The 17,245-nt window shown below is 67.3% G+C and carries 19 protein-coding genes; 8 read left to right on the top strand and 11 right to left on the bottom strand.

What is annotated here, in order from left to right; genetic code table 11:
- Positions 1-285 precede the first annotated feature (285 nt).
- From U7114_RS06090 to U7114_RS06105, 4 genes are all read right to left on the bottom strand, one after another.
- The gene (locus U7114_RS06090; RefSeq protein WP_157241343.1) at positions 286-906 is read right to left on the bottom strand and encodes a DUF305 domain-containing protein; all 621 of its coding nucleotides are present in this window, start codon (positions 904-906) and stop codon (positions 286-288) included.
- A 73-nt stretch (positions 907-979) separates the two neighbouring features.
- Entirely contained in the window at positions 980-1,570 is a 591-nt protein-coding gene (locus U7114_RS06095) for a hypothetical protein (protein WP_323056781.1), read from the bottom strand.
- An 84-nt stretch (positions 1,571-1,654) separates the two neighbouring features.
- Positions 1,655-3,790, bottom strand: coding sequence for a heavy metal translocating P-type ATPase (locus tag U7114_RS06100; protein ID WP_323056782.1), 2,136 nt, complete (start codon positions 3,788-3,790; stop codon positions 1,655-1,657).
- Between the two features lie 53 nt (positions 3,791-3,843).
- Positions 3,844-4,179, bottom strand: coding sequence for a heavy-metal-associated domain-containing protein (locus U7114_RS06105; RefSeq protein WP_323056783.1), 336 nt, complete (start codon positions 4,177-4,179; stop codon positions 3,844-3,846).
- Between the two features lie 275 nt (positions 4,180-4,454).
- Between U7114_RS06105 and U7114_RS06110 the strand changes: the two genes are divergently transcribed.
- Positions 4,455-5,123 (top strand): PAS and ANTAR domain-containing protein, encoded by a 669-nt coding sequence (locus tag U7114_RS06110; RefSeq protein WP_323056784.1) that lies wholly within the window; start codon positions 4,455-4,457, stop codon positions 5,121-5,123.
- Positions 5,124-5,168: 45 nt separating this feature from the next.
- Here the strand turns inward: U7114_RS06110 and U7114_RS06115 are convergent, their stop codons facing one another.
- From U7114_RS06115 to U7114_RS06125, 3 genes are all read right to left on the bottom strand, one after another.
- A complete protein-coding gene (locus tag U7114_RS06115) occupies positions 5,169-5,825 on the bottom strand; it encodes a hypothetical protein (protein ID WP_323056785.1) in 657 nt (218 codons plus the stop codon).
- Between the two features lie 69 nt (positions 5,826-5,894).
- Positions 5,895-6,581 (bottom strand): sortase domain-bontaining protein, encoded by a 687-nt coding sequence (locus U7114_RS06120; RefSeq protein ID WP_323056786.1) that lies wholly within the window; start codon positions 6,579-6,581, stop codon positions 5,895-5,897.
- Between the two features lie 21 nt (positions 6,582-6,602).
- Positions 6,603-7,379 carry a CHRD domain-containing protein gene (locus U7114_RS06125; RefSeq protein ID WP_157241351.1) on the bottom strand — a complete coding sequence of 259 codons (777 nt, stop codon included), beginning with the start codon at positions 7,377-7,379 and terminating at the stop codon, positions 6,603-6,605.
- 188 nt (positions 7,380-7,567) lie between these two features.
- Between U7114_RS06125 and nhaA the strand changes: the two genes are divergently transcribed.
- Positions 7,568-8,920: a Na+/H+ antiporter NhaA gene (gene nhaA, locus U7114_RS06130; RefSeq protein WP_321214278.1), complete on the top strand. Its 1,353-nt coding sequence runs from the start codon at positions 7,568-7,570 to the stop codon at positions 8,918-8,920.
- An 84-nt stretch (positions 8,921-9,004) separates the two neighbouring features.
- Here nhaA and U7114_RS06135 read toward each other — a convergent pair whose 3' ends face one another.
- Together U7114_RS06135 and U7114_RS06140 are read right to left on the bottom strand one after the other, a co-directional pair.
- Entirely contained in the window at positions 9,005-9,268 is a 264-nt protein-coding gene (locus U7114_RS06135) for a GlsB/YeaQ/YmgE family stress response membrane protein (RefSeq protein ID WP_139030225.1), read from the bottom strand.
- Positions 9,269-9,398: 130 nt separating this feature from the next.
- A complete protein-coding gene (locus U7114_RS06140; protein ID WP_323056787.1) occupies positions 9,399-9,623 on the bottom strand; it encodes a hypothetical protein in 225 nt (74 codons plus the stop codon).
- A 236-nt stretch (positions 9,624-9,859) separates the two neighbouring features.
- Here U7114_RS06140 and U7114_RS06145 point away from each other — a divergent pair, with 236 nt between their 5' ends.
- On the top strand, positions 9,860-11,836 hold the full coding sequence (locus U7114_RS06145) for an amino acid transporter (RefSeq protein WP_323056788.1): 1,977 nt from the start codon (positions 9,860-9,862) through the stop codon (positions 11,834-11,836).
- Positions 11,837-11,977: 141 nt separating this feature from the next.
- Here the strand turns inward: U7114_RS06145 and U7114_RS06150 are convergent, their stop codons facing one another.
- A complete protein-coding gene (locus tag U7114_RS06150; RefSeq protein WP_323056789.1) occupies positions 11,978-12,679 on the bottom strand; it encodes a GAF and ANTAR domain-containing protein in 702 nt (233 codons plus the stop codon).
- A gap of 472 nt (positions 12,680-13,151) precedes the next feature.
- On the opposite strand from U7114_RS06150, the gene U7114_RS06155 reads away from it, so the two are divergent.
- From U7114_RS06155 to U7114_RS06170, 4 genes are all read left to right on the top strand, one after another.
- The gene (locus tag U7114_RS06155; protein WP_323056790.1) at positions 13,152-13,421 is read left to right on the top strand and encodes a hypothetical protein; all 270 of its coding nucleotides are present in this window, start codon (positions 13,152-13,154) and stop codon (positions 13,419-13,421) included.
- Between the two features lie 232 nt (positions 13,422-13,653).
- Entirely contained in the window at positions 13,654-14,916 is a 1,263-nt protein-coding gene (locus tag U7114_RS06160) for an MFS transporter (RefSeq protein ID WP_323056791.1), read from the top strand.
- Positions 14,897-15,274, top strand: coding sequence for a metalloregulator ArsR/SmtB family transcription factor (locus U7114_RS06165; RefSeq protein WP_323056792.1), 378 nt, complete (start codon positions 14,897-14,899; stop codon positions 15,272-15,274). Before U7114_RS06160 ends, U7114_RS06165 begins: the two co-directional genes overlap by 20 nt.
- 117 nt (positions 15,275-15,391) lie before the next feature.
- Entirely contained in the window at positions 15,392-15,568 is a 177-nt protein-coding gene (locus U7114_RS06170; protein WP_323056793.1) for a CsbD family protein, read from the top strand.
- A 237-nt stretch (positions 15,569-15,805) separates the two neighbouring features.
- On the opposite strand, the gene U7114_RS06175 is transcribed toward U7114_RS06170, so the two are convergent.
- The gene (locus U7114_RS06175) at positions 15,806-16,633 is read right to left on the bottom strand and encodes an oxidoreductase (RefSeq protein ID WP_323056794.1); all 828 of its coding nucleotides are present in this window, start codon (positions 16,631-16,633) and stop codon (positions 15,806-15,808) included.
- Between the two features lie 213 nt (positions 16,634-16,846).
- Between U7114_RS06175 and U7114_RS06180 the strand changes: the two genes are divergently transcribed.
- On the top strand, positions 16,847-17,188 hold the full coding sequence (locus U7114_RS06180) for a YciI family protein (protein WP_323056795.1): 342 nt from the start codon (positions 16,847-16,849) through the stop codon (positions 17,186-17,188).
- The last annotated feature ends 57 nt before the right edge of the window (positions 17,189-17,245 follow it).

Genomic DNA, 17,245 nt, shown 5'->3' on the forward strand with positions numbered 1-17,245 from the left:
CTGCAACGGGGGCCGGCCCCTGCGTCCCGTCCCAAACCGATGCTCTCTCACTTAATGCGGTTTTCCAGCGGATGCTCTCTCACTTAACGCGGTTTTCCAGCGGATGCCCTCTCACTTAACGCGGTTTTACAGCGGATGCTCTCTCACTTTCGTAAGGAAAGTGAGAGAGCGTCGGCCAATTTGGCCCGTTAAGTGAGAGAGCATCGGCCAATTTGGCCCGTTAAGTGAGAGAGCGTTGGCCAATTTCGCCCATTAAGTGAGAGAGGGTCGGGAGGGAGGGGCAGGTTAAAGCGCGGCCAGCATCTCCTTCATCTGGGCGATCTCAGCCTCCTGGGACGTGACGATATCCCGGGAGAGCTGGATGGACCCGGCGTGCTTGCCGGCGGCGATCTCCTGCTTTGCCATGTCGATCGCGCCCTCATGGTGTCCGATCATCTGCTCCAGGAAAAGCCGGACGGCTTCCGTTCCCTGCGCGGCCTTGAGCTTCTCCAGGCCCTGGGAGTCCACCATGCCGCCCATGCCGTGTCCCGAGTGGTCCGACATCATGACGGGCACGTTCCACTCTTTGAGCCAGCCGGTCATCGTCTCGATCTCGGGCGCCTGGGCGTTCTTGATCTTGGTGGCCAGTGCGGTGACCTCCGCGGGCAGGTCCGGCTTGGCGAGCATCATGTCGCTCATCTCCACCGCCTGCGCGTGGTGCGGGATCATCATCTGCGAGAACATGATGTCCGCCTGGTTATGGTCCGCACTGGCGTCCGGCATCATGCTGGCCATGGGGCCGGAGCTGCCGTGGTTCATGGGCATGGTGTTTCCGCCGGAGCTTCCGGAGCCGGCGGCGCACCCGGCAAGGCCGAGCGAGGCCGCCAGGGCAGCGGCGATGGTCAGGGTTTTGAGGTTCGTGTTCATTTTGGGGTGTCCTTCAGGGAAGTAATGTGAACTGGGCCAATTCATGCGTGGAGAGCCACGCGGCGCAGTCCGCTTACGTCCGGCTGATGGACAGGTCGCAGGGTGTGGGGCTTGCCGGGATGTACGAGTACCCGACGGCGCCCCGGGCGGTGGCTGTGGGAGCGGGCCCGGCGGTGCCGGCCTGGGGCGGGACAACGGCGAGCGAAGCGGTCTTGGCCAGCGGGATGCAGGGTGCGCCGGCTTCCTGCGCGCCCGGGCAGCCGGAGCTGCAGGATTCTGCGGCCGAAAAAGTTGCTCTTGCGGCCTGGTATCCGGCAGCGGAGCCGTGAGCCTGTCCTGAGCCCTGTCCGTCGGCAGGGTGTTCGACGGCGGGGTGCCCGGCCAGGTGCCCGGCCGGGTGCCCGCCCGTGTCCCCGGCCGTGTCCCGGTCGTTGGAATGCTCGACGGCGGCGTCCCCGGCGGCGTCCCCGGCGGGGTGCCCGCCGGAGAGTTGTGCAGCGGCAGGTTGTGCCGCCTGGGGTTGGACGACGGCGGCGTGCCCCGCGTGCGAGGAGTGGGCGGTCATGACGTGCATTCCGAAGATCCCGGCCACGATGGCCAGGACGGCAGCCAGCAGTCCCGCGCGGAGGAGTGCGGCCGACAGGACGCGGGTGCGTGCGGTCATGCTGCTTCCTCCTTTCTGCGGAACAGGTTGCTGCGGAACAGGTTTCTGCCGGACCGGGTCTTCACCAGGGCCGCTCCTGCACGTTCAACGTACCTCGGACGGGTTGAGTTTCACCCGCCGGAGCAGTTGGGCGTTCAAAGCCACCACGATAGTGGATGCGGACATCAGGACCGCGCCCGCGGCCGGGGAGAGGACCACGCCGGCGAACGCCAGGACGCCTGCGGCCAGCGGCACGGACAGGATGTTGTAGCCCGTGGCCCACACCAGGTTCTCCCACATCTTGCGGTAGCTGGCCCGGGACAGGTCCACCATGGACAGCACTGCGCGCGGATCGTTCCCCGCCAGCACCACCCCGGCAGACTCCATGGCCACGTCCGTGCCGGCGCCGATGGCGATGCCCACCTCGGCGCGTGCCAGCGCCGGCGAGTCGTTGACGCCGTCGCCCACCATGGCCACTTTCAGCCCGCGGGCCTGGAGCTCGGCCACCTTCTTGTCCTTGTCCGCCGGCAGGACTTCCGCGAACACCTCATCGATCTTCAGGTCCGCGGCCACGGCCTGCGCCACCTGCCGGGCATCGCCGGTGATCATGCCGACCTTCACGCCGCGGTTCTGCAGGGCAGCAACCGCCTGCCGCGACTCCGTCCGCACCGCATCCTCGAGGCTGACTGCCCCCAGCACGCGGCCGCCGTCGTCAATGACATGCAGGACGGCAGCGCCGCGGTCCATCCACCCGCGGGTGGACCGGGCCAGGGCGGAGGGTTCGACGGCGCCAAGCTCGCGCAGGAGGGCGGGCCCGCCCACGTGCACGGTGCGCCCGTCCACAGAGGCCCGGACGCCGCGGCCGGTCAGCGAGGTGAAGCCGGCGGCGGCAGGCAGGGTCAGGTTGCGTTCCCGGGCTGCGCGGACGATGGCCCGGGCCACAGGGTGCTCGCTGTCCGACTCGACCGCGGCGGCCAGGGCCAGCAGCTCGTCTGCACCCACGCCGTCAGCGGCCGCAACGTCCACCAGCTGAGGCTCGCCGGTGGTGAGGGTGCCGGTCTTGTCGAAGAGGACCACGTCGATGGTCCGCATCCGTTCCAGCGCCATCCGGTTCTTGATCAGGACCCCGGCGCGGGCAGCCTGCTCCGTGGAGATGGCGATCACCAGCGGGATGGCCAGGCCCAGTGCATGCGGGCAGGCGATGACCAGGACGGTGACGGTGCGGGTCACGGCTTCCGGGATGCTGCCCATCAGGGTCCACGCGATAAAGGTGATGACGCCTGCGCCGGCAGCGAAGTAGAACAGGAAGGCCGCGGCACGGTCGGCCAGCGCCTGGGCCCGAGAGGACGATGACTGCGCCTCGGCCACCAGGCGCTGGATGCCGGCGAGTGCCGTGTCCTCGCCAACCGCCGTCACCCGGACGCGGACGCTGGTATCCGTGGCGACTGTTCCGGCCACCACGGGATCGCCCGGGCCGCGCGGCACGGTCTTCGATTCGCCCGTGATCATCGACTCGTCGAATTCCGCCTGCCCGTCCACCACCGTTCCGTCGGCCGGCATGCGGGCGCCGGAGCGGACCAGGACCAGGTCGTCGGGCCGGAGCTCGGAGACGGGAACGGTTTCCGTTCCGGTGTCCGTGATCCGTTCGGCTTCGTCGGGCAGCAGCGCGGCGAGGGCATCCAGGGCGCCCCGGGCCGCCCCCAGGGCGCGCATCTCGATCCAGTGGCCCAGCAGCATGATGGCCACCAGCAGCGCCAGCTCCCACCAGAAGTCCAGGTCAAACCCGCCCAGGCCCAGGCTGGTGACCCAGGAGGCCGCAAACGCCACGGTGATGGCCATGGCGATCAGGAGCATCATGCCCGGCCGGCGGTCTTTCAGCTCCTGCAGCCCGCCCTTCAGGAACGGCTGGCCGCCGTAGAGGAAGATGACGGTCCCTAGGACGGGCGGGATCCAGGCTGATCCCGGAAACGCGGGCACCATGTAGCCCAGGATGTGGCCCACCATGGGGCTGAAGTAGACCACGGGGACGGACAGCGCCAGCGTGAGCCAGAACCTGTTCTTGAACATGGCCGTGCTGTGCCCGGCGTGCTGCCCGTGGGTGTGGACGGCGTGGTCGTCGTCGTGGCGGGCATGGCCGCCCGGCCCGCCGGCAGCCGGGGGAGCCGCGGGTTTGGTGAGGGTCCCGCGTGAGGGGCCGTCGTCGTGATGGTGCATGTGCTGGTGATCCTGCAGATGTTCCATATATTCCTCCTTGGAGGACGCCGCAGCCGGGGCCATCAGCCCCGGCGGGAATGTCAGTTGGAAGCCAGGGAGTACCCGGCCGAGGTGACGGCCTGCCGGACCGCCGCGTCCGAAACGGTGCCTGTCACGGTGAGGCCGGAACGGCCGCCCGTTACGAGGTCAACGGATGCCGATTCAACGCCGTCAAGGGCGGAGACGGCCTTCTCGACGGTCTGGACGCAGTGGCCGCAGGTGAGGCCCTCAACGGCGAACGTCCGCCGGGAGCCTGTGCCGGCGTCGGAAATTACGACGGCGGCTGGCGCCTTGTGTGCGGATGCGGCGGGGGAGCAGCAGCTGCAGCCGGCACTGGAGGCCAGGGGGAGCGCGGTCCGGTTTTCAATGTCAAACATGTCAGTTCCATTCCTTGTGAAGGATGATTCCTTGCTGGAGTAGCAGGGTGCTGGGGTTGAACGGCTGTGATGGCGGTGCGGGCACCGGCCGGGACATACCACTTCACTGACAACACCTTGAATATACCCCTAGGGGGTATAGCGGTCAAGCTCTTGGCCTGTTCCCCGGCCGGGGGAAAGGGGCTATGGGCACTATCCGGCGCGTCTCCGGGCGGCAATACTTGGAGCAGTGCGTGCCGACGGCCCGCGGACGACTGCTACAAGGGGGGTGGCCCGTGACGGAACTCCGTGGCCCTTACACCTACTCAAGCGCACTGGGGGACAGCCCCTGCGGTGCCGGAACCTTCCACGTGGATCTTGCGTCGGGGAAGATCCACTGGTCCGACGGCATGTTCCAGCTGCACGGATACCGGCGGGGCGAAGTTGTGCCCACCCTCGAACTGCTGTTCTCCCACAAGCATCCCGAGGACAGGCCCCGGTGCGAGGAGATTGTTGCGCAGGTTGTCCGGACCGGCGGCTACTTCTGCATGTACCACCGCGTTATCGATGCCCAGGGGCGGACCCGGCGTGTTCTGACCTCCGGCGACGGGATCGTGCACGACGGCAGGGTCACAGCCCTGGAAGGGGTGATGATCGACCTCACCGCGACGCTCCAGCGCGAAACCGAGCAGACGGCGCGGGATGCGGTGGCCGGGGCGACCTCCACCCGCACGGTGATTGACCAGGCACGCGGCATCCTCATGGGCCAGCTGAAGATGGGGTCGGAGGATGCCTTCCAGATGCTGGTCAGCACCAGCAGCCACCGGAACGTGAAGCTGGTGGTGGTCGCCGCGGAGCTCGTGCAGCTGGCCAACTCCGCGGAATCGCGCAACTACCTGGAAACGGCTGTGAAGGCCATTGCGATGGACGGGCAGCGGAGGCCGGTTCGCCAGCAGGCCGGCTAGCAGGTTTCCCGGGACACGCGGCCCGCTGGGATAAAGCGCGAGCCGCTAGTGGTGTTCCACCCAGCACGCCAGGATGGTGGTGGATAGCTGGTAGGCCAGGGCGTTGCGGCTGACGGCATCCGGACCCACGGTTCCCGGCAGGCCTGATGCGTCCACCTGCAGCACGAAGTTGTCCTTCTGGAACACTGCTGAGCCGTCAGCGGTCTCGTAGGCAGGAAAACCGAGGTTGGCCAGTCCATCAATGGGCACGGCGCCGACCGCAAGGGCTTGCATGGCGTCGAAGTACGTCAGCGCCGCCGCCTGGTCCGGCGCCTCCCTGACGGAGATTTCCAGGGCGCCCTCGTCCAGGTGGTAGATGCACGTGAAGGTGCTGTCCGCCCATGTTTCGACAGTATGGGGGTCATCCCCAAGGTCAAGGATCGCGGTGAGCCGGTCCATCGGCTGGTCCCCGCACACCATCCTTGCTGCCTCGCTGGGTACCCTGCTGGCGTCCCGCGGGGACGCGGGGCCGCCGCCGTGGTGCCCGGCGTGGCCGTCCTGCTGAGGCGAGGGCGAGGCACCCGATGGCGCGGCGGCGGGGGCAGGGGTGTTCGACGACGGCGCTCCCGCCCCGGCTTCCGTCGACCCCGCCGCCGCCGCGCAGCCTGCGAGCAGCAGGGAAGAGAGTGCCAGGGCGGCGAACAGTGGGAAGCGTTTAGTCATGGCTCTTCCGTCCTGGCCGCATCCGTTCCGGATCCTACGGCCGTAGGTGGGTGTTTGCCTGGAAGCGGGTCAGGCTTTGAGCTTGGCATAGATCACGTAGTTGTCGTCGAAGAGCCCGGTGGCGGGATCGTAGCCATCGCAGGTGATCAGCCGCAGTTCGGGGCCGGAGGTGTTTCCGTAGACCTCCAGCGTGGGGAAGCTGTCCTTGCCGTAGAGCGCACCGCGGTCAACGGTGAAGACGGCCGTGCTGCCGTCAGCGCGGGAAACGGCGATGTCCATCCCGGGGACCAGCTTGCGGAGGTCCGCGAAGACGCCGCCGCGTCCGTTGGGCGAGTTGACGTGGCCCAGAATGACGGATGGTCCGCGTTCGCCAGGGGTGGGGGATCCGTTGTACCAGCTGGCCGGGGCACCGTTCCCGCTGTCCTGGGGGACCTCAAGTGATCCGTTCTCCCGCAGGCCGAGTTTCAGGAGGTCGGTCCGCACTCCGATGGCAGGTATTTCCAGGGTAACCGGCTCGGACCGGGCCAGGGCCGCAGGTCCTGCGGCAGGAGGCACGGCCGCTGCGGGGGTGGACACGGAAGGTGCCGCTGCAGCCGGGGCGGGCGGGGGAGAGTCGACGGCCGCGGAAGGTGGGGCGCCGGCGTCGGACGTTCCGGTCATGCCGGAGCCGCAGCCGCCCAGGGCCAAGGCGAGCAGAAGCCCGGCCGCCGTGGAGGCCCCAACGCCCCCGCGGCGGCCGGAATTCGTGTCAGTCACGGTGATCCAGTCAGCCTGTAGTTACGCGGCTGATCCGGAGTTGCGGCGGCGTGCCACGTAGGCGCCGCCGGCGAGGGCAGCCAGGGCGAGGCCACCGCCCGCCGCGAGGGCTGCGGTGCCGGTGCCGGTTTCCTGGGGAATGCCGGTGTCAGCGCCGCCTGACGGCATCTTCATCTGTCCGGCCACCAGGGTCCCGCACAGGGCCGGGGACGTGGCAGCCAGCGGGAGGGTGGGTGCGAGGTCGCTCTTTGCCGCCTGGCCGGCTGCGCTGAGGGTTGCGGGGTCAAGGCCGTGGACCACCACCACGGCGGTGCCTGCCTGGAGGGCCGCCTTGGTCTCGGCATTCAGTTCAAACGTGCGGTCGACGGTGTATGCGGCGCCCTGGCCGCCGACCTTCAGGTCAAGGCCTGCGGCGGGGCTGGTGTCGCCGCTGGTGGAAAGGGTGGTGACGATGCCGCCGTAGGACGGGGCGCCCTCGGTGGTGGAGATGACCTGGTCGCCGTCCTTGTCGGCAGAAGGGCCCGGGCAGGTTCCCTGGGCTCCGCCATGGATGTGCTGAACGTGCGGGTACGGGGCATCCATGAAGGTGGCGGGCAGGCCCGAAACCTTGAGGACAACGTGGGCCTGGTTGCCAGTGACATCAAGGGTGATGCTGCCCGAGCCTGCGCTGCCGTTGATCTGGCCCAGGGTGGACTGGTAGTGGTTAGCGCCGTCCTGGGCCATGGCTGGGGCTCCGGAAAGGGCAAGGGCCCCCAGAGCGAGGGTGGGAACAGCGAGGTAACGAAGTGTCTTGTTCATCGGAAAGCATCTCCTCATACAAGTGACATGGTTGTCCCAGTTGAGGGACAGGAGTGATTCGGCGCCGCTCCTGTTTCGGATGGGAAAAAAGTGAAATGGCGCACAGTGCAGCCCCTGTAGGATGGACAAAGGTGCGCCGGGAAGTCTGGTCGGCATGATTTTGTCGAACCCAGATGCCGGGAGCCCCTATGAACCATCCCTCGCCCATTACGCCCCCTTCTCCGCCACGGAAGCCCGCGGTCTTTTCCCGCGGCAGCTACGCGGAGGCGCTCCGGATCGGGGAGATTCTCCGCAAGGAAACAGTGGGCGGGGCCCTGCTGGTCTCCGCTGCGCTCATCGCCCTCCTCTGGGCCAACTCGCCGGCGTCGGACAGCTACTTTGCCCTCCGCGATTTCAAGGTGGGCTACGAGCCCTGGCACCTTGACCTCAGCCTCGGCGCCTGGGCAGCGGACGGACTGCTGGCCATCTTCTTCTTCCTGGTGGGCCTGGAGCTGAAACGCGAGTTCGTTGCCGGGGATCTTCGCCAGATCAGCAAATCGATAGTTCCTGTTACCGCAGCCGCGGGCGGCGTGCTGGTTCCGGCGCTCATCTATGCGGCAATCAACTTCACGAGTCCTGAAACCCTGCGCGGCTGGGCCATCCCCACGGCCACGGACATCGCCTTCGCCGTGGCGGTGCTGGCCATTATCGGCTCACACCTGCCCAGCGCACTGCGGATCTTCCTGCTGACGCTGGCTGTGGTGGACGACCTCATCGCCATCACCATCATCGCGTTCTTCTACACCAGCGACCTGCAGCCCGTGCCGCTGCTCCTGGCCCTCATTCCGTTGGCCATCTATGCGTTCCTGGCCCAGAAGTTCCGCTACTTCTTCGGCCGCAAGGTCCTTGCATCCTGGTTTATCCTGCTGCCCCTGGGCGCGGTCACCTGGGCCCTGGTGCATGCCTCAGGCATCCACGCCACCGTCGCCGGGGTCCTGCTGGGCTTCGCCATCCCCGTCATCCGGTCACAGGCCGGCGGCGGCCCGGAGGCAGGGCCAGGCCTGGCGGAAATCTTCGAGCACCGGTTCAGGCCCATTTCTGCGGGCATCGCGGTACCCGTCTTCGCGTTCTTTTCCGCCGGCGTGGCGGTGGGCGGCCTGGAAGGACTGGCTTCAGCGCTCGCGGACCCGGTGGCCCTGGGCATCATCGCGGCGCTTGTGCTGGGCAAACCGATCGGCATCCTGGGCACCACGTGGGTCCTGACCAAGGCCACAAGGGCGGAGCTGGACACCTCGTTCAAGTGGATCGATGTCTTCGGCGTGGCACTCCTGGCCGGCATCGGCTTCACGGTGTCCCTGCTGGTGGCCGAGCTGAGCTTTGGGCAGGGCACCCTGCAGGACGACCACGCCAAGGTGGGCATCCTGGCCGCGTCCCTGCTTGCCGCCCTGCTGGCCACGGCCGTGCTGAAGGCCCGGAACCGGCACTACCGGGTGGCCGAAGAACTGGAAAAGGTGGACGCAGACCAGGACGGCATCCCGGACGTGTACCAGGGCAGGGCCTAACAACAAGGGGTCACTTCACGCCCAATTGACTGCTCGGTCAGGGCGCGGCGTGACCCCGCGTTGGATATGGCCGTAGGGCAGGCCTTAGCGGCGTACGGAACTCCGGCGGCCGGCCACCGCTTCAGCCGTTCCCACCAGGAGCACCGAGGCGATGACGGCCACGATGAAGCCCAGGAAGTTCAGCTCGAAAATGTCCCCGGTGCCCAGGAGCGAAGCCACCACGCCGCCGATGACGGAGCCCGCAAGGCCCAGCAGGAGGGTGGCCAGCAGGCCCAGGTTCTGCTTGCCCGGCTTGATGAGGCGGGCAAGTGCGCCGATGATGAGGCCTGCAACGATGAATCCGATCACGGTGTGCTCCTTCGTGGTGGTTGCGGGCGGGTGACGCCCGTACTGCCGCAGCGGTGCCGCAATGGGTCCATTCTATGCACGCGCCGGTGCCGTCCCTTTGACCGGGACGGCACCGTCACAAGGGCGGAAATCAGGCCGGGGCCAGCGGCTTGGCCTGCTCCTCCACATGCCGGATCTCCAGCGCCTCAGGGTCCAGCAGCTTCCGCGCGCCCGTCCTCGCGTCCAGGATCCAGAACAGTTCCAGGGCGGGTACGACGTCGGTCACCCGCCCGCGGTGGAATAGCTTGCCGTTGTGCCACGCCTCGATCTGGTCGCCGATCCGAAGCTGGCCGGTGAGAACTCTACGTGCCTCCAAGATGCGCCTCCTGCTGTTGTGTCCCCGTATGCACAGCATGCCGTGGCAAGGTTGCTGAATTGTTTCAATCGAGTATTTTTCCTGTGACCTTCGGGGGCCGGGGCGGGTGCCGGCCGGAGGCCTGGCCGGCGGCGTGTAAAGGAAGCATTAATAAACGGTCCCTCCTTGCTCCGCCGCTTTTGCCCGGTGCTAGCTTCGGCATGAACCAGTGCAGTGGCAGCGTGGAAGGAAATGCCATGACCACGTTGAGCAGGCCGCCAGCTGATCCCTCCGCGCCGCGGCCGCGGGGAATGCAAGCCTTCAGGCTGTGGCTTCTGTTCGGGCTCCAGGACAGCAAAGGCACCCACCTTGGGCCCGGCGTGGCGGCGTCCTCCCACGGGAAGGTCCATCCATGGTGGCAGGTCATGTGCCTGACGGGTGTCGACTATTTCTCCACCCTTGGCTACCAGCCTGCCATCGCCGCGCTCGCTGCCGGCGTCGTTTCGCCCGTCGCCACAATGGTGCTGGTCGCCGTGACGTTGCTGGGCGCCCTGCCCGTCTACAGGCGGGTCGCCGTCGAAAGCCACCACGGGGAAGGCTCCATCGCCATGCTTGAGCGGTTGCTGCCCAGCTGGGGCGGCAAGCTTCTGGTCCTGGTCCTGCTCGGCTTCGCCGCCACCGACTTCATGATTACCATGACCCTCTCCGCTGCAGACGCCACCGCCCATCTGATTGAGAACCCGGTTGTGCCGGACTGGCTGCACGGACAGAACGTCCTTGTCACCCTGTTCCTCCTGGCGTTGCTGGGCGCCGTCTTCCTGCGCGGTTTCAAGGAAGCCATCGCCGTCGCGGTGGTCCTGGTGGTCCTGTACCTCGGTTTGAATGCCGTGGTGGTGGGCGCCTCGCTGGTTCAAATCTCCACCCAACCGGTCGTCGTCGGCGACTGGTGGGCCACCCTGCTGACTTCCCACGGGGACCCGCTCATGGCGGTGGCAGTCGCGCTGATTGTTTTCCCGAAATTGGCGCTGGGGCTTTCCGGCTTCGAAACCGGCGTTGCGGTCATGCCCCAGGTCAGGGGCGACGAGAACGACACCGAAGAACATCCTGCGGGCCGTATCAAGGGAACGCGGCGGATGCTTACCGGTGCCGCGGCGATCATGAGCGGGTTCCTCATCGCCACCAGCTTCATCACCGTCGTCCTGATTCCGGAGCAGGAATTCCAGCCCGGCGGCCAGGCGAACGGGCGTGCCTTGGCCTACCTTGCCCATGAATACCTCGGCGTCGGCTTCGGGAGCATCTACGACATCAGCACCATCGCCATCCTGTGGTTTGCCGGCGCCTCCGCCATGGCAGGCCTGTTGAACCTGGTTCCCCGGTACCTTCCCCGTTACGGCATGGCCCCGGGGTGGGCCAGGGCCGTGCGCCCGCTTGTGCTCGTGTTCACCCTTGTCAGCTTCCTCATCACTTACCTCTTTGACGCCGACGTCGACGCGCAGGGCGGCGCGTACGCAACCGGCGTCCTGGTGCTCATGACGTCCGCAGCGGTCGCCGTCACGCTGTCCGCGCAGCGAGGGGGCCGCCGGGGACGCGCCCTCGGGTTCGGCGCAATCGCCCTGGTTTTCACCTACACCACCATTGCAAACGTCTTCGAACGCCCCGAGGGCATCAGGATCGCCGGGGTTTTTGTTCTCGGCACCATCGTGATTTCCCTGCTGTCCCGCGTCGGGCGCTCCTTTGAGCTGCACGCAACCCGTGTCCACCTGGACCGGCAGGCCCTGGAATTCATGTCCAGCACCCTCGAAGGCCCCATCGCCATCATCGCCCACGAGCCTCTGCGGAAATCGGCAGAGGCTTACCGGCACAAGCTCGCCTCAGCCATCGACGTCAGCCACCTGCCCGTCGAACACGAGCCGCTGTTCCTTGAAGTGATCGTCGATGACTCCTCCGATTTCGAAACGGAACTGTTTGTCCGCGGTGTGACCCGCCACGGCTACAACGTCCTCGAAGTCCACGGGCCCGTGGTCCCGAACACCATCGCCTCCGTCCTGCTCCACATCAGGGACGTCACCGGGCTGATGCCGCACATCTACTTCCGCTGGACGGAGGGCAACCCGATCACCAACCTTCTGCGGTTCCTGTTTCTCGGGGAAGGCGAAATCGCTACAGTCACCAGGGAAGTGCTGCGGGAAGCCGTTCCGGACGTCACCAGGCGCCCCTGGGTCCATGTCGGGTGACGGTAAGCGACGCGCGGACTTGCCTGGTGGGGGACGCTTGTCACTCCGGGGTGCCTCGCGGATCAGCTCATTCGCCGCCCCGGCCGGCAGGTCGGGCTCGGTGGACGGGAGGGAAAGAAGGCCCCCCGGTATGCCTGGACCTCATACTCGCTCGACCAGCTTTTCACTGACCTGGACCATAGAGGCACCGGCCGCCCGAGCGTCCTGGATCAGCTGTTGGAGTGCCTGGTCATGGGTGATGCCGTGGCGTTCCATCAGCACCCCGCAGGCGCGGTTGATGGTGTCCCGGCTGGCCAACGTGGCTTTGAGCTGTTCGGACATCCGAAGCGGCGCCTCGCTGCCTTGGACGTGGGCCACAAGAGTCGCCGCTGCTCCGGCGAACAGGGCCAGGGTGCGGCCGCGGTCTTCGTCATACTGCCCGGGCAGGGCTGAATAGATTTTCAAGGCTCCGATCGAATCCTTTCCTGCCAGCAGCGGCGCGCTGGCCACGGAGCGGACGGGCAGCCCGGCAACGGCCGAGGCCCAGCGGGGCCACCGCCCGTCCGTGTGGACGTCGTGCACGATGACCACTTCTTCCGCTGCCCACGCCATGAGGCACGGGCCCTCACGCAGTTCGTACTGCGCGGCGTCGGCCTGCCTCACCACGGCATCCGTGGAGCCGCTGCTGATCAGGCCGCCGGCCGGATCCAGGAGCGAGGCCCCTGTTCCGGGTGCGCCCGGCATGGTTTCCTTGATCGCCTGGGCCAGAAGTCCGACCGCCCTGTCAGCCTTCTCCTGGCTCAAGAGCAACCCGCGGATGCGCGCCACAGCCGCGGTCAGGTCGTCGAGGGGAAGGCGGCTCACTCCGCCGCCTCCTGGCTCCGCCCGGGCGGCATCACGTGGCAGCCGGGTCGCTGTAGAGGCAGCCGGGGGCCCGGGCCGCCGTCGCTGGACGGATCGAAAACCGCGGCGTGGTCAAGGAACTGCTGGAAGTGCGAGGTTGCCATGGTGGGCCCATTCCGCTTCTGCACCGTGTGCCGCCGGTTTACTACAGCGACTGCTCCGGGGGGCCTGTGCAGGGGGCCGGGAGGGGACTGGAATTGTATCCCGTCACACTCCTGAGATTACGCGTCACAAAAGGGGAAGTACAGGCGAGCCCCGCCCGGTGGCGGCCATGGAGAGTGCACCGGATGCAGCGTCGGGGGCTTGCAGAGGCCTTGATCCCGGGCAAGCCTTCCCGGGCATTGGTAAGTGTGCTTATATATTCTTCTTTGGCGGTAGCAAAGCCCGTCACCCAGGGTGCTGTTGCCCCGCCGACATAACGGAGGACACTGCCATGAATGATCCTTTGATTGAGGCTATGCACCATCACGAGCCGCTGAGTAACCCGCTCGAAGAGGTCCACCTGCGCCTGGCCGTAGCCGCATCGGACATCGCCGAGTTGCGGGCGGAGATAGCCCGGCTGGACCGGAGCCTGGATGACTCGCGGCGGGTGAACCAGAGGGCCGCTGAGCTGCTGGACCTGGTTTACGAGCGCCTCGCGCAAGGTTGGGGCACGTCGGGCCGGGCGGGCGCGCCGGCCGTTCAGGATTCCTCCCCCCTGTAGGGGCCAGTGCACCGAAGTTCAAAGGACGACGGCGATGGGCGCCGCGAGCATTGATGGCGCCGCGCAGGCAAGCACCACCACCTGGAACCGGCCCGCCTCCAATGCCTTGCAGCAAGGAAAGGTGGGGGGGCGGGGGGGGCCCCCCCCGCCCCCCCACCTTTCGTTTGCCCTGCCGCTGACGCTACCGTTGAGTGCATAGTCACGCACATATGCACTCAAGGAGTTGGGCCCATTGTTGTCGGTGCTGCGGAACGCCACCTACCGCCGGCTGTTTGCCGCGCAGGTGGTTGCGCTGACCGGCACGGGCCTGCTGACGGTTGCCCTCGGGCTGCTGGCCTATGACCTTGCCGGCACCAATGCCGGGTCCGTCCTGGGGACTGCGCTGACGGTCAAGATGTTTGCCTACGTGGGCCTGGCGCCGGTGATCAATGCGCTGGCGGCCCGGTGGCCGACGAAGCGGGTCCTGATCGGGGCCGACGTGGTGCGCGCGGCGATGGCGCTGTCCCTGCCGTTCATCACGGACGCCTGGCAGATCTACGTGGCGGTCTTCCTGCTCCAGTCCGCCTCCGCCACCTTCACTCCTGCCTTCCAGTCGCTGATCCCCACCGTCCTGCCGGATGAGCGGGACTACACCCGGGCGCTGTCCCTGTCCCGGCTGGCCTATGACATGGAAGCCCTGGCCAGCCCGGCCATAGCCGCGCTGCTGCTGACCGTGGTGGGCTACAGCAACCTGTTCCTCGGGACGGTTTTCGGCTTCCTGTCCTCCGCCGCCCTGGTGGCCATCAGTGCCCTGCCCCAACGCATGCCAGCTGCGGTGCCGCAGGCCTCGCTGTGGCACCGCACCACCCTGGGCGCCAGGATCTTCTGGCGGAACCGGCGGCTGCGGTCGCTGCTGGCCCTCAACCTCGTGGTCGCGGCCCCGACGGCACTGGTGCTGGTCAACACTGTGGTGTACGTACGGGAGGTCCTGCTGCGGCCGGAAACTGACCTGGCCCTGGCGCTGGCCTGCTTCGGCACGGGGTCCATGATTGTGGCATTGTCCGCCCCGCGGGCGCTCGGCCGGTTCGGGGACAGGTCCGTGATGCTCACCGGTGCCGCCGTCATCCCCTTCGTCCTGGCCTGCGCCGCTGCGCTCTCCCTGCGCCCCGCCGGAGGCGGGTGGTGGCTGCTGCTGGGACTGTGGCTCCTGCTGGGCGCTGCCAGCGCCACCATCCTCACGCCGTCGTCAAGGCTCCTCCGCGACGCGTCCACCGTGGACACCCGTCCCTACGTTTTTGCGGCGCAGTTCTCCCTCTCGCACGCGTGCTACATCATCACTTATCCGCTGGCCGGGTGGGTGGGCGCCGCGGCGGGCCTGGGCTGGGCAGTGCTGGCCCTGACAATTGTTGCGATGATAGGCAGTGCAGGAGCATTCCTTTCCTGGCCCCGGCATGATGCCGCGGAGGCCACGGACCGCGCAGAGGAGGAGCAGGACAGTGAGCAGCCAGCCCGGTAGCAGAGCCATCTCCGCCGCTGACGTGCCGTCCCTGGTCCACCATGTGACCCCGGGGCCGGAACTGCTGGAGGCGGCTTCCGCAACCCTTCGGATGCTCGCTGAGCCGACGCGCCTGCACCTGCTCTGGCAGCTGTCCCAGGGCCCCAGGACCGTTACGGAGCTCACGGCAGCCGTGGGTGTCCCGCGGACAGTGGCAAGCCAGCACCTGGCAAAGCTCCGCCTGAGCGGGCTGGTGGACACCCGCAAGGACGGCCGCCACGTGATCTACTCACTCCACGACGGCCACCTGGCGCGGCTCATCCGTGAAACCATCAATCATGCGGACCACCGGGTCACGGGCGAGCCGGCCCACGGATAAGGTGCAGCACCGCCCGCCGCGGCCAAAATGATCAGCACCCTTAGTGATTTGTGGTTACGATGGGAAGGTAAGCCGCTGGCGGTACGCCGGCGGGAGCCGACCGTAGGGAGAAACACCATGGGTTTGGACGACAAGATTGGTAACGCAGCCGAGAAGCTTGGCGGCAAGGGTAAAGAGGCCACGGGCGAGGCAACAGGCGACGACCGCCTGAAGGCCGAAGGCCAGGCGGACCAGACCAAGGGCGACCTCAAGCAGGCCGGCGAAAAGATCAAGGACGCTTTCAAGAACGACTGACTCCGGTCAGACGCAAAAGGGTGCGACTCCGCTGAGGAGGCGCACCTTTTGCGTTGCCTGATACGCCTCACGGCCCGCATGCAAGGGCTGCAGGAGAAGAACGACGGCGGCCTGCTGACTAACCGGTGCGCCTGCGGGTTGAGTTTCGACCGTAGGGAGGAAGATCATCGGCCTCAACGAGGCCAGCACCATCCCGCGCGAGCGCCTCGGCGGGAAACTCGGCGCCGGGAGCCGGGATCAGGCGATGTCCGTGCTGAGGCTGAGGTCCCGCCACTGCTCCAGTTCCGTGCGTTCGGCTTCGGCGACGGCGGCGAACGCTTCCACAGCGTCCTTGCCGAGCACGGCGAGCGACGGCGGATTGGGGCTTTCGGCGATGGCCACGATCGCTTCGGCTGCTTTGTGGGGGTCGCCCGGCTGCGTGCCATGGATGGTGTCGTTTTCCTTGCGCCGCTTGCCGGCCGTCTCCGCATAGTCCGCGATCGGCGTTGCCGACTGGGTGAGGGAGCGCCCGGCAAAGTCGGTGCGGAAGGCGCCGGGTTCAATGAGCGTGACGCTGATGCCGAGGGGCTGCAGTTCCTTGCGGAGCGATCCGGACAGCCCTTCCAGGGCCGCTTTCGTGGCGGAGTAGTAGCCGGAGCCGGCCGGTTTGATGCGTGCGCCGATGGAGGAGATGTTCAGGATGGTTCCGGACCTTTTCGCGCGCATGTCCGGAAGGACTGCCTTGATCATGTCCACCGCGCCGAAAACGTTCGTGTCGAACAGGCGCCGCACGTCGGCGTCGTCCGCTTCCTCCACGGCGGCGCGGTAACCGTAGCCGGCGTTGTTGACCAGGACGTCAATGCCTCCGAAGCGCTCCTGCGCCTGCTTGACCGCCGCGCTGACCTGCGCACGGTCGGTGACGTCCAGGGGAAGGGCCAGTGCCGTGCCGGGGTGCGCGTCAGCGATGTCCTGCACCGTGGAGACGTCCCGGGCGGTGACCACGGCGTTGTGCCCGTGGGCGAGCACCGCCCGGGCAAGTGCCCGGCCGAGTCCGGTGGAGCATCCGGTGATGAGCCATGTCGCCATGATGTGTTTCCTATCGGTTGGGTGGCGGGGCCGTCTACTGACCAGGTAACCGCATAACTGCTGCGGATGACAGGCACTGCCAGGACACCCTTGGGGTTAAAAGGGTCTGGCCTTGACCGGAGGTGCGGCGCCGGGGCCATAATCGGGCTGGGCGCCAAAAGTGGTGCCGCTGGGTAGAGCCGGATCGTGCCGCCGAAGCAGAGGAGTCCTCGAATGACGAAGTACCTGATCTCGTTCCCCGGTGAGGCCATGGTGGTCCCCGAGGAGGAGTTCGAAGCGGTGGTGGAAGACTCCCACGCCGTCATTGAGGAGGCCAAAGCGGCGGGAGTGTACGTCTTCGGCGGCGGGATCAACGAGGCCGTTGCCCCGGTGCTCGTGGCCGGCGACGGCACCGTCACCGAGGGCACCTACCCGGGCCACACCGTACCCAACGGCGGTTACACCATCCTCGAGCTGCCCTCGCGGCAGGCGGCCCTGGAGTGGGCCGCAAAGATTGCCGTCGCCTGCCGCTGCGCGCAGGAAGTCAGGGAGTTCCAGTACGACCCCGCGAGCTGACGACGGCGGCGCCGCACCTCCGCGGGCGCCCCACCTCAGCGGGCCCCCACCTCAGGG

The sequence above is a fragment of the Pseudarthrobacter sp. C1 genome (genome assembly GCF_034720455.1).
Taxonomy (GTDB): Bacteria; Actinomycetota; Actinomycetes; order Actinomycetales; family Micrococcaceae; genus Arthrobacter.

Bases quoted from the DNA above. Each gene is read 5' to 3' on its own strand.
- U7114_RS06090 (WP_157241343.1), bottom strand. From the start codon at position 906: ATGAACACGAACCTCAAAACCCTGACCATCGCCGCTGCCCTGGCGGCC.
- U7114_RS06095 (WP_323056781.1), bottom strand. From the start codon at position 1,570: ATGACCGCACGCACCCGCGTCCTGTCGGCCGCACTCCTCCGCGCGGGA.
- U7114_RS06100 (WP_323056782.1), bottom strand. From the start codon at position 3,790: ATGGAACATCTGCAGGATCACCAGCACATGCACCATCACGACGACGGC.
- U7114_RS06105 (WP_323056783.1), bottom strand. From the start codon at position 4,179: ATGTTTGACATTGAAAACCGGACCGCGCTCCCCCTGGCCTCCAGTGCC.
- U7114_RS06115 (WP_323056785.1), bottom strand. From the start codon at position 5,825: ATGACTAAACGCTTCCCACTGTTCGCCGCCCTGGCACTCTCTTCCCTG.
- U7114_RS06125 (WP_157241351.1), bottom strand. From the start codon at position 7,379: ATGAACAAGACACTTCGTTACCTCGCTGTTCCCACCCTCGCTCTGGGG.
- nhaA (WP_321214278.1), top strand. From the start codon at position 7,568: ATGAACCATCCCTCGCCCATTACGCCCCCTTCTCCGCCACGGAAGCCC.
- U7114_RS06145 (WP_323056788.1), top strand. From the start codon at position 9,860: ATGACCACGTTGAGCAGGCCGCCAGCTGATCCCTCCGCGCCGCGGCCG.
- U7114_RS06155 (WP_323056790.1), top strand. From the start codon at position 13,152: ATGAATGATCCTTTGATTGAGGCTATGCACCATCACGAGCCGCTGAGT.
- U7114_RS06170 (WP_323056793.1), top strand. From the start codon at position 15,392: ATGGGTTTGGACGACAAGATTGGTAACGCAGCCGAGAAGCTTGGCGGC.
- U7114_RS06175 (WP_323056794.1), bottom strand. From the start codon at position 16,633: ATGGCGACATGGCTCATCACCGGATGCTCCACCGGACTCGGCCGGGCA.
- U7114_RS06180 (WP_323056795.1), top strand. From the start codon at position 16,847: ATGACGAAGTACCTGATCTCGTTCCCCGGTGAGGCCATGGTGGTCCCC.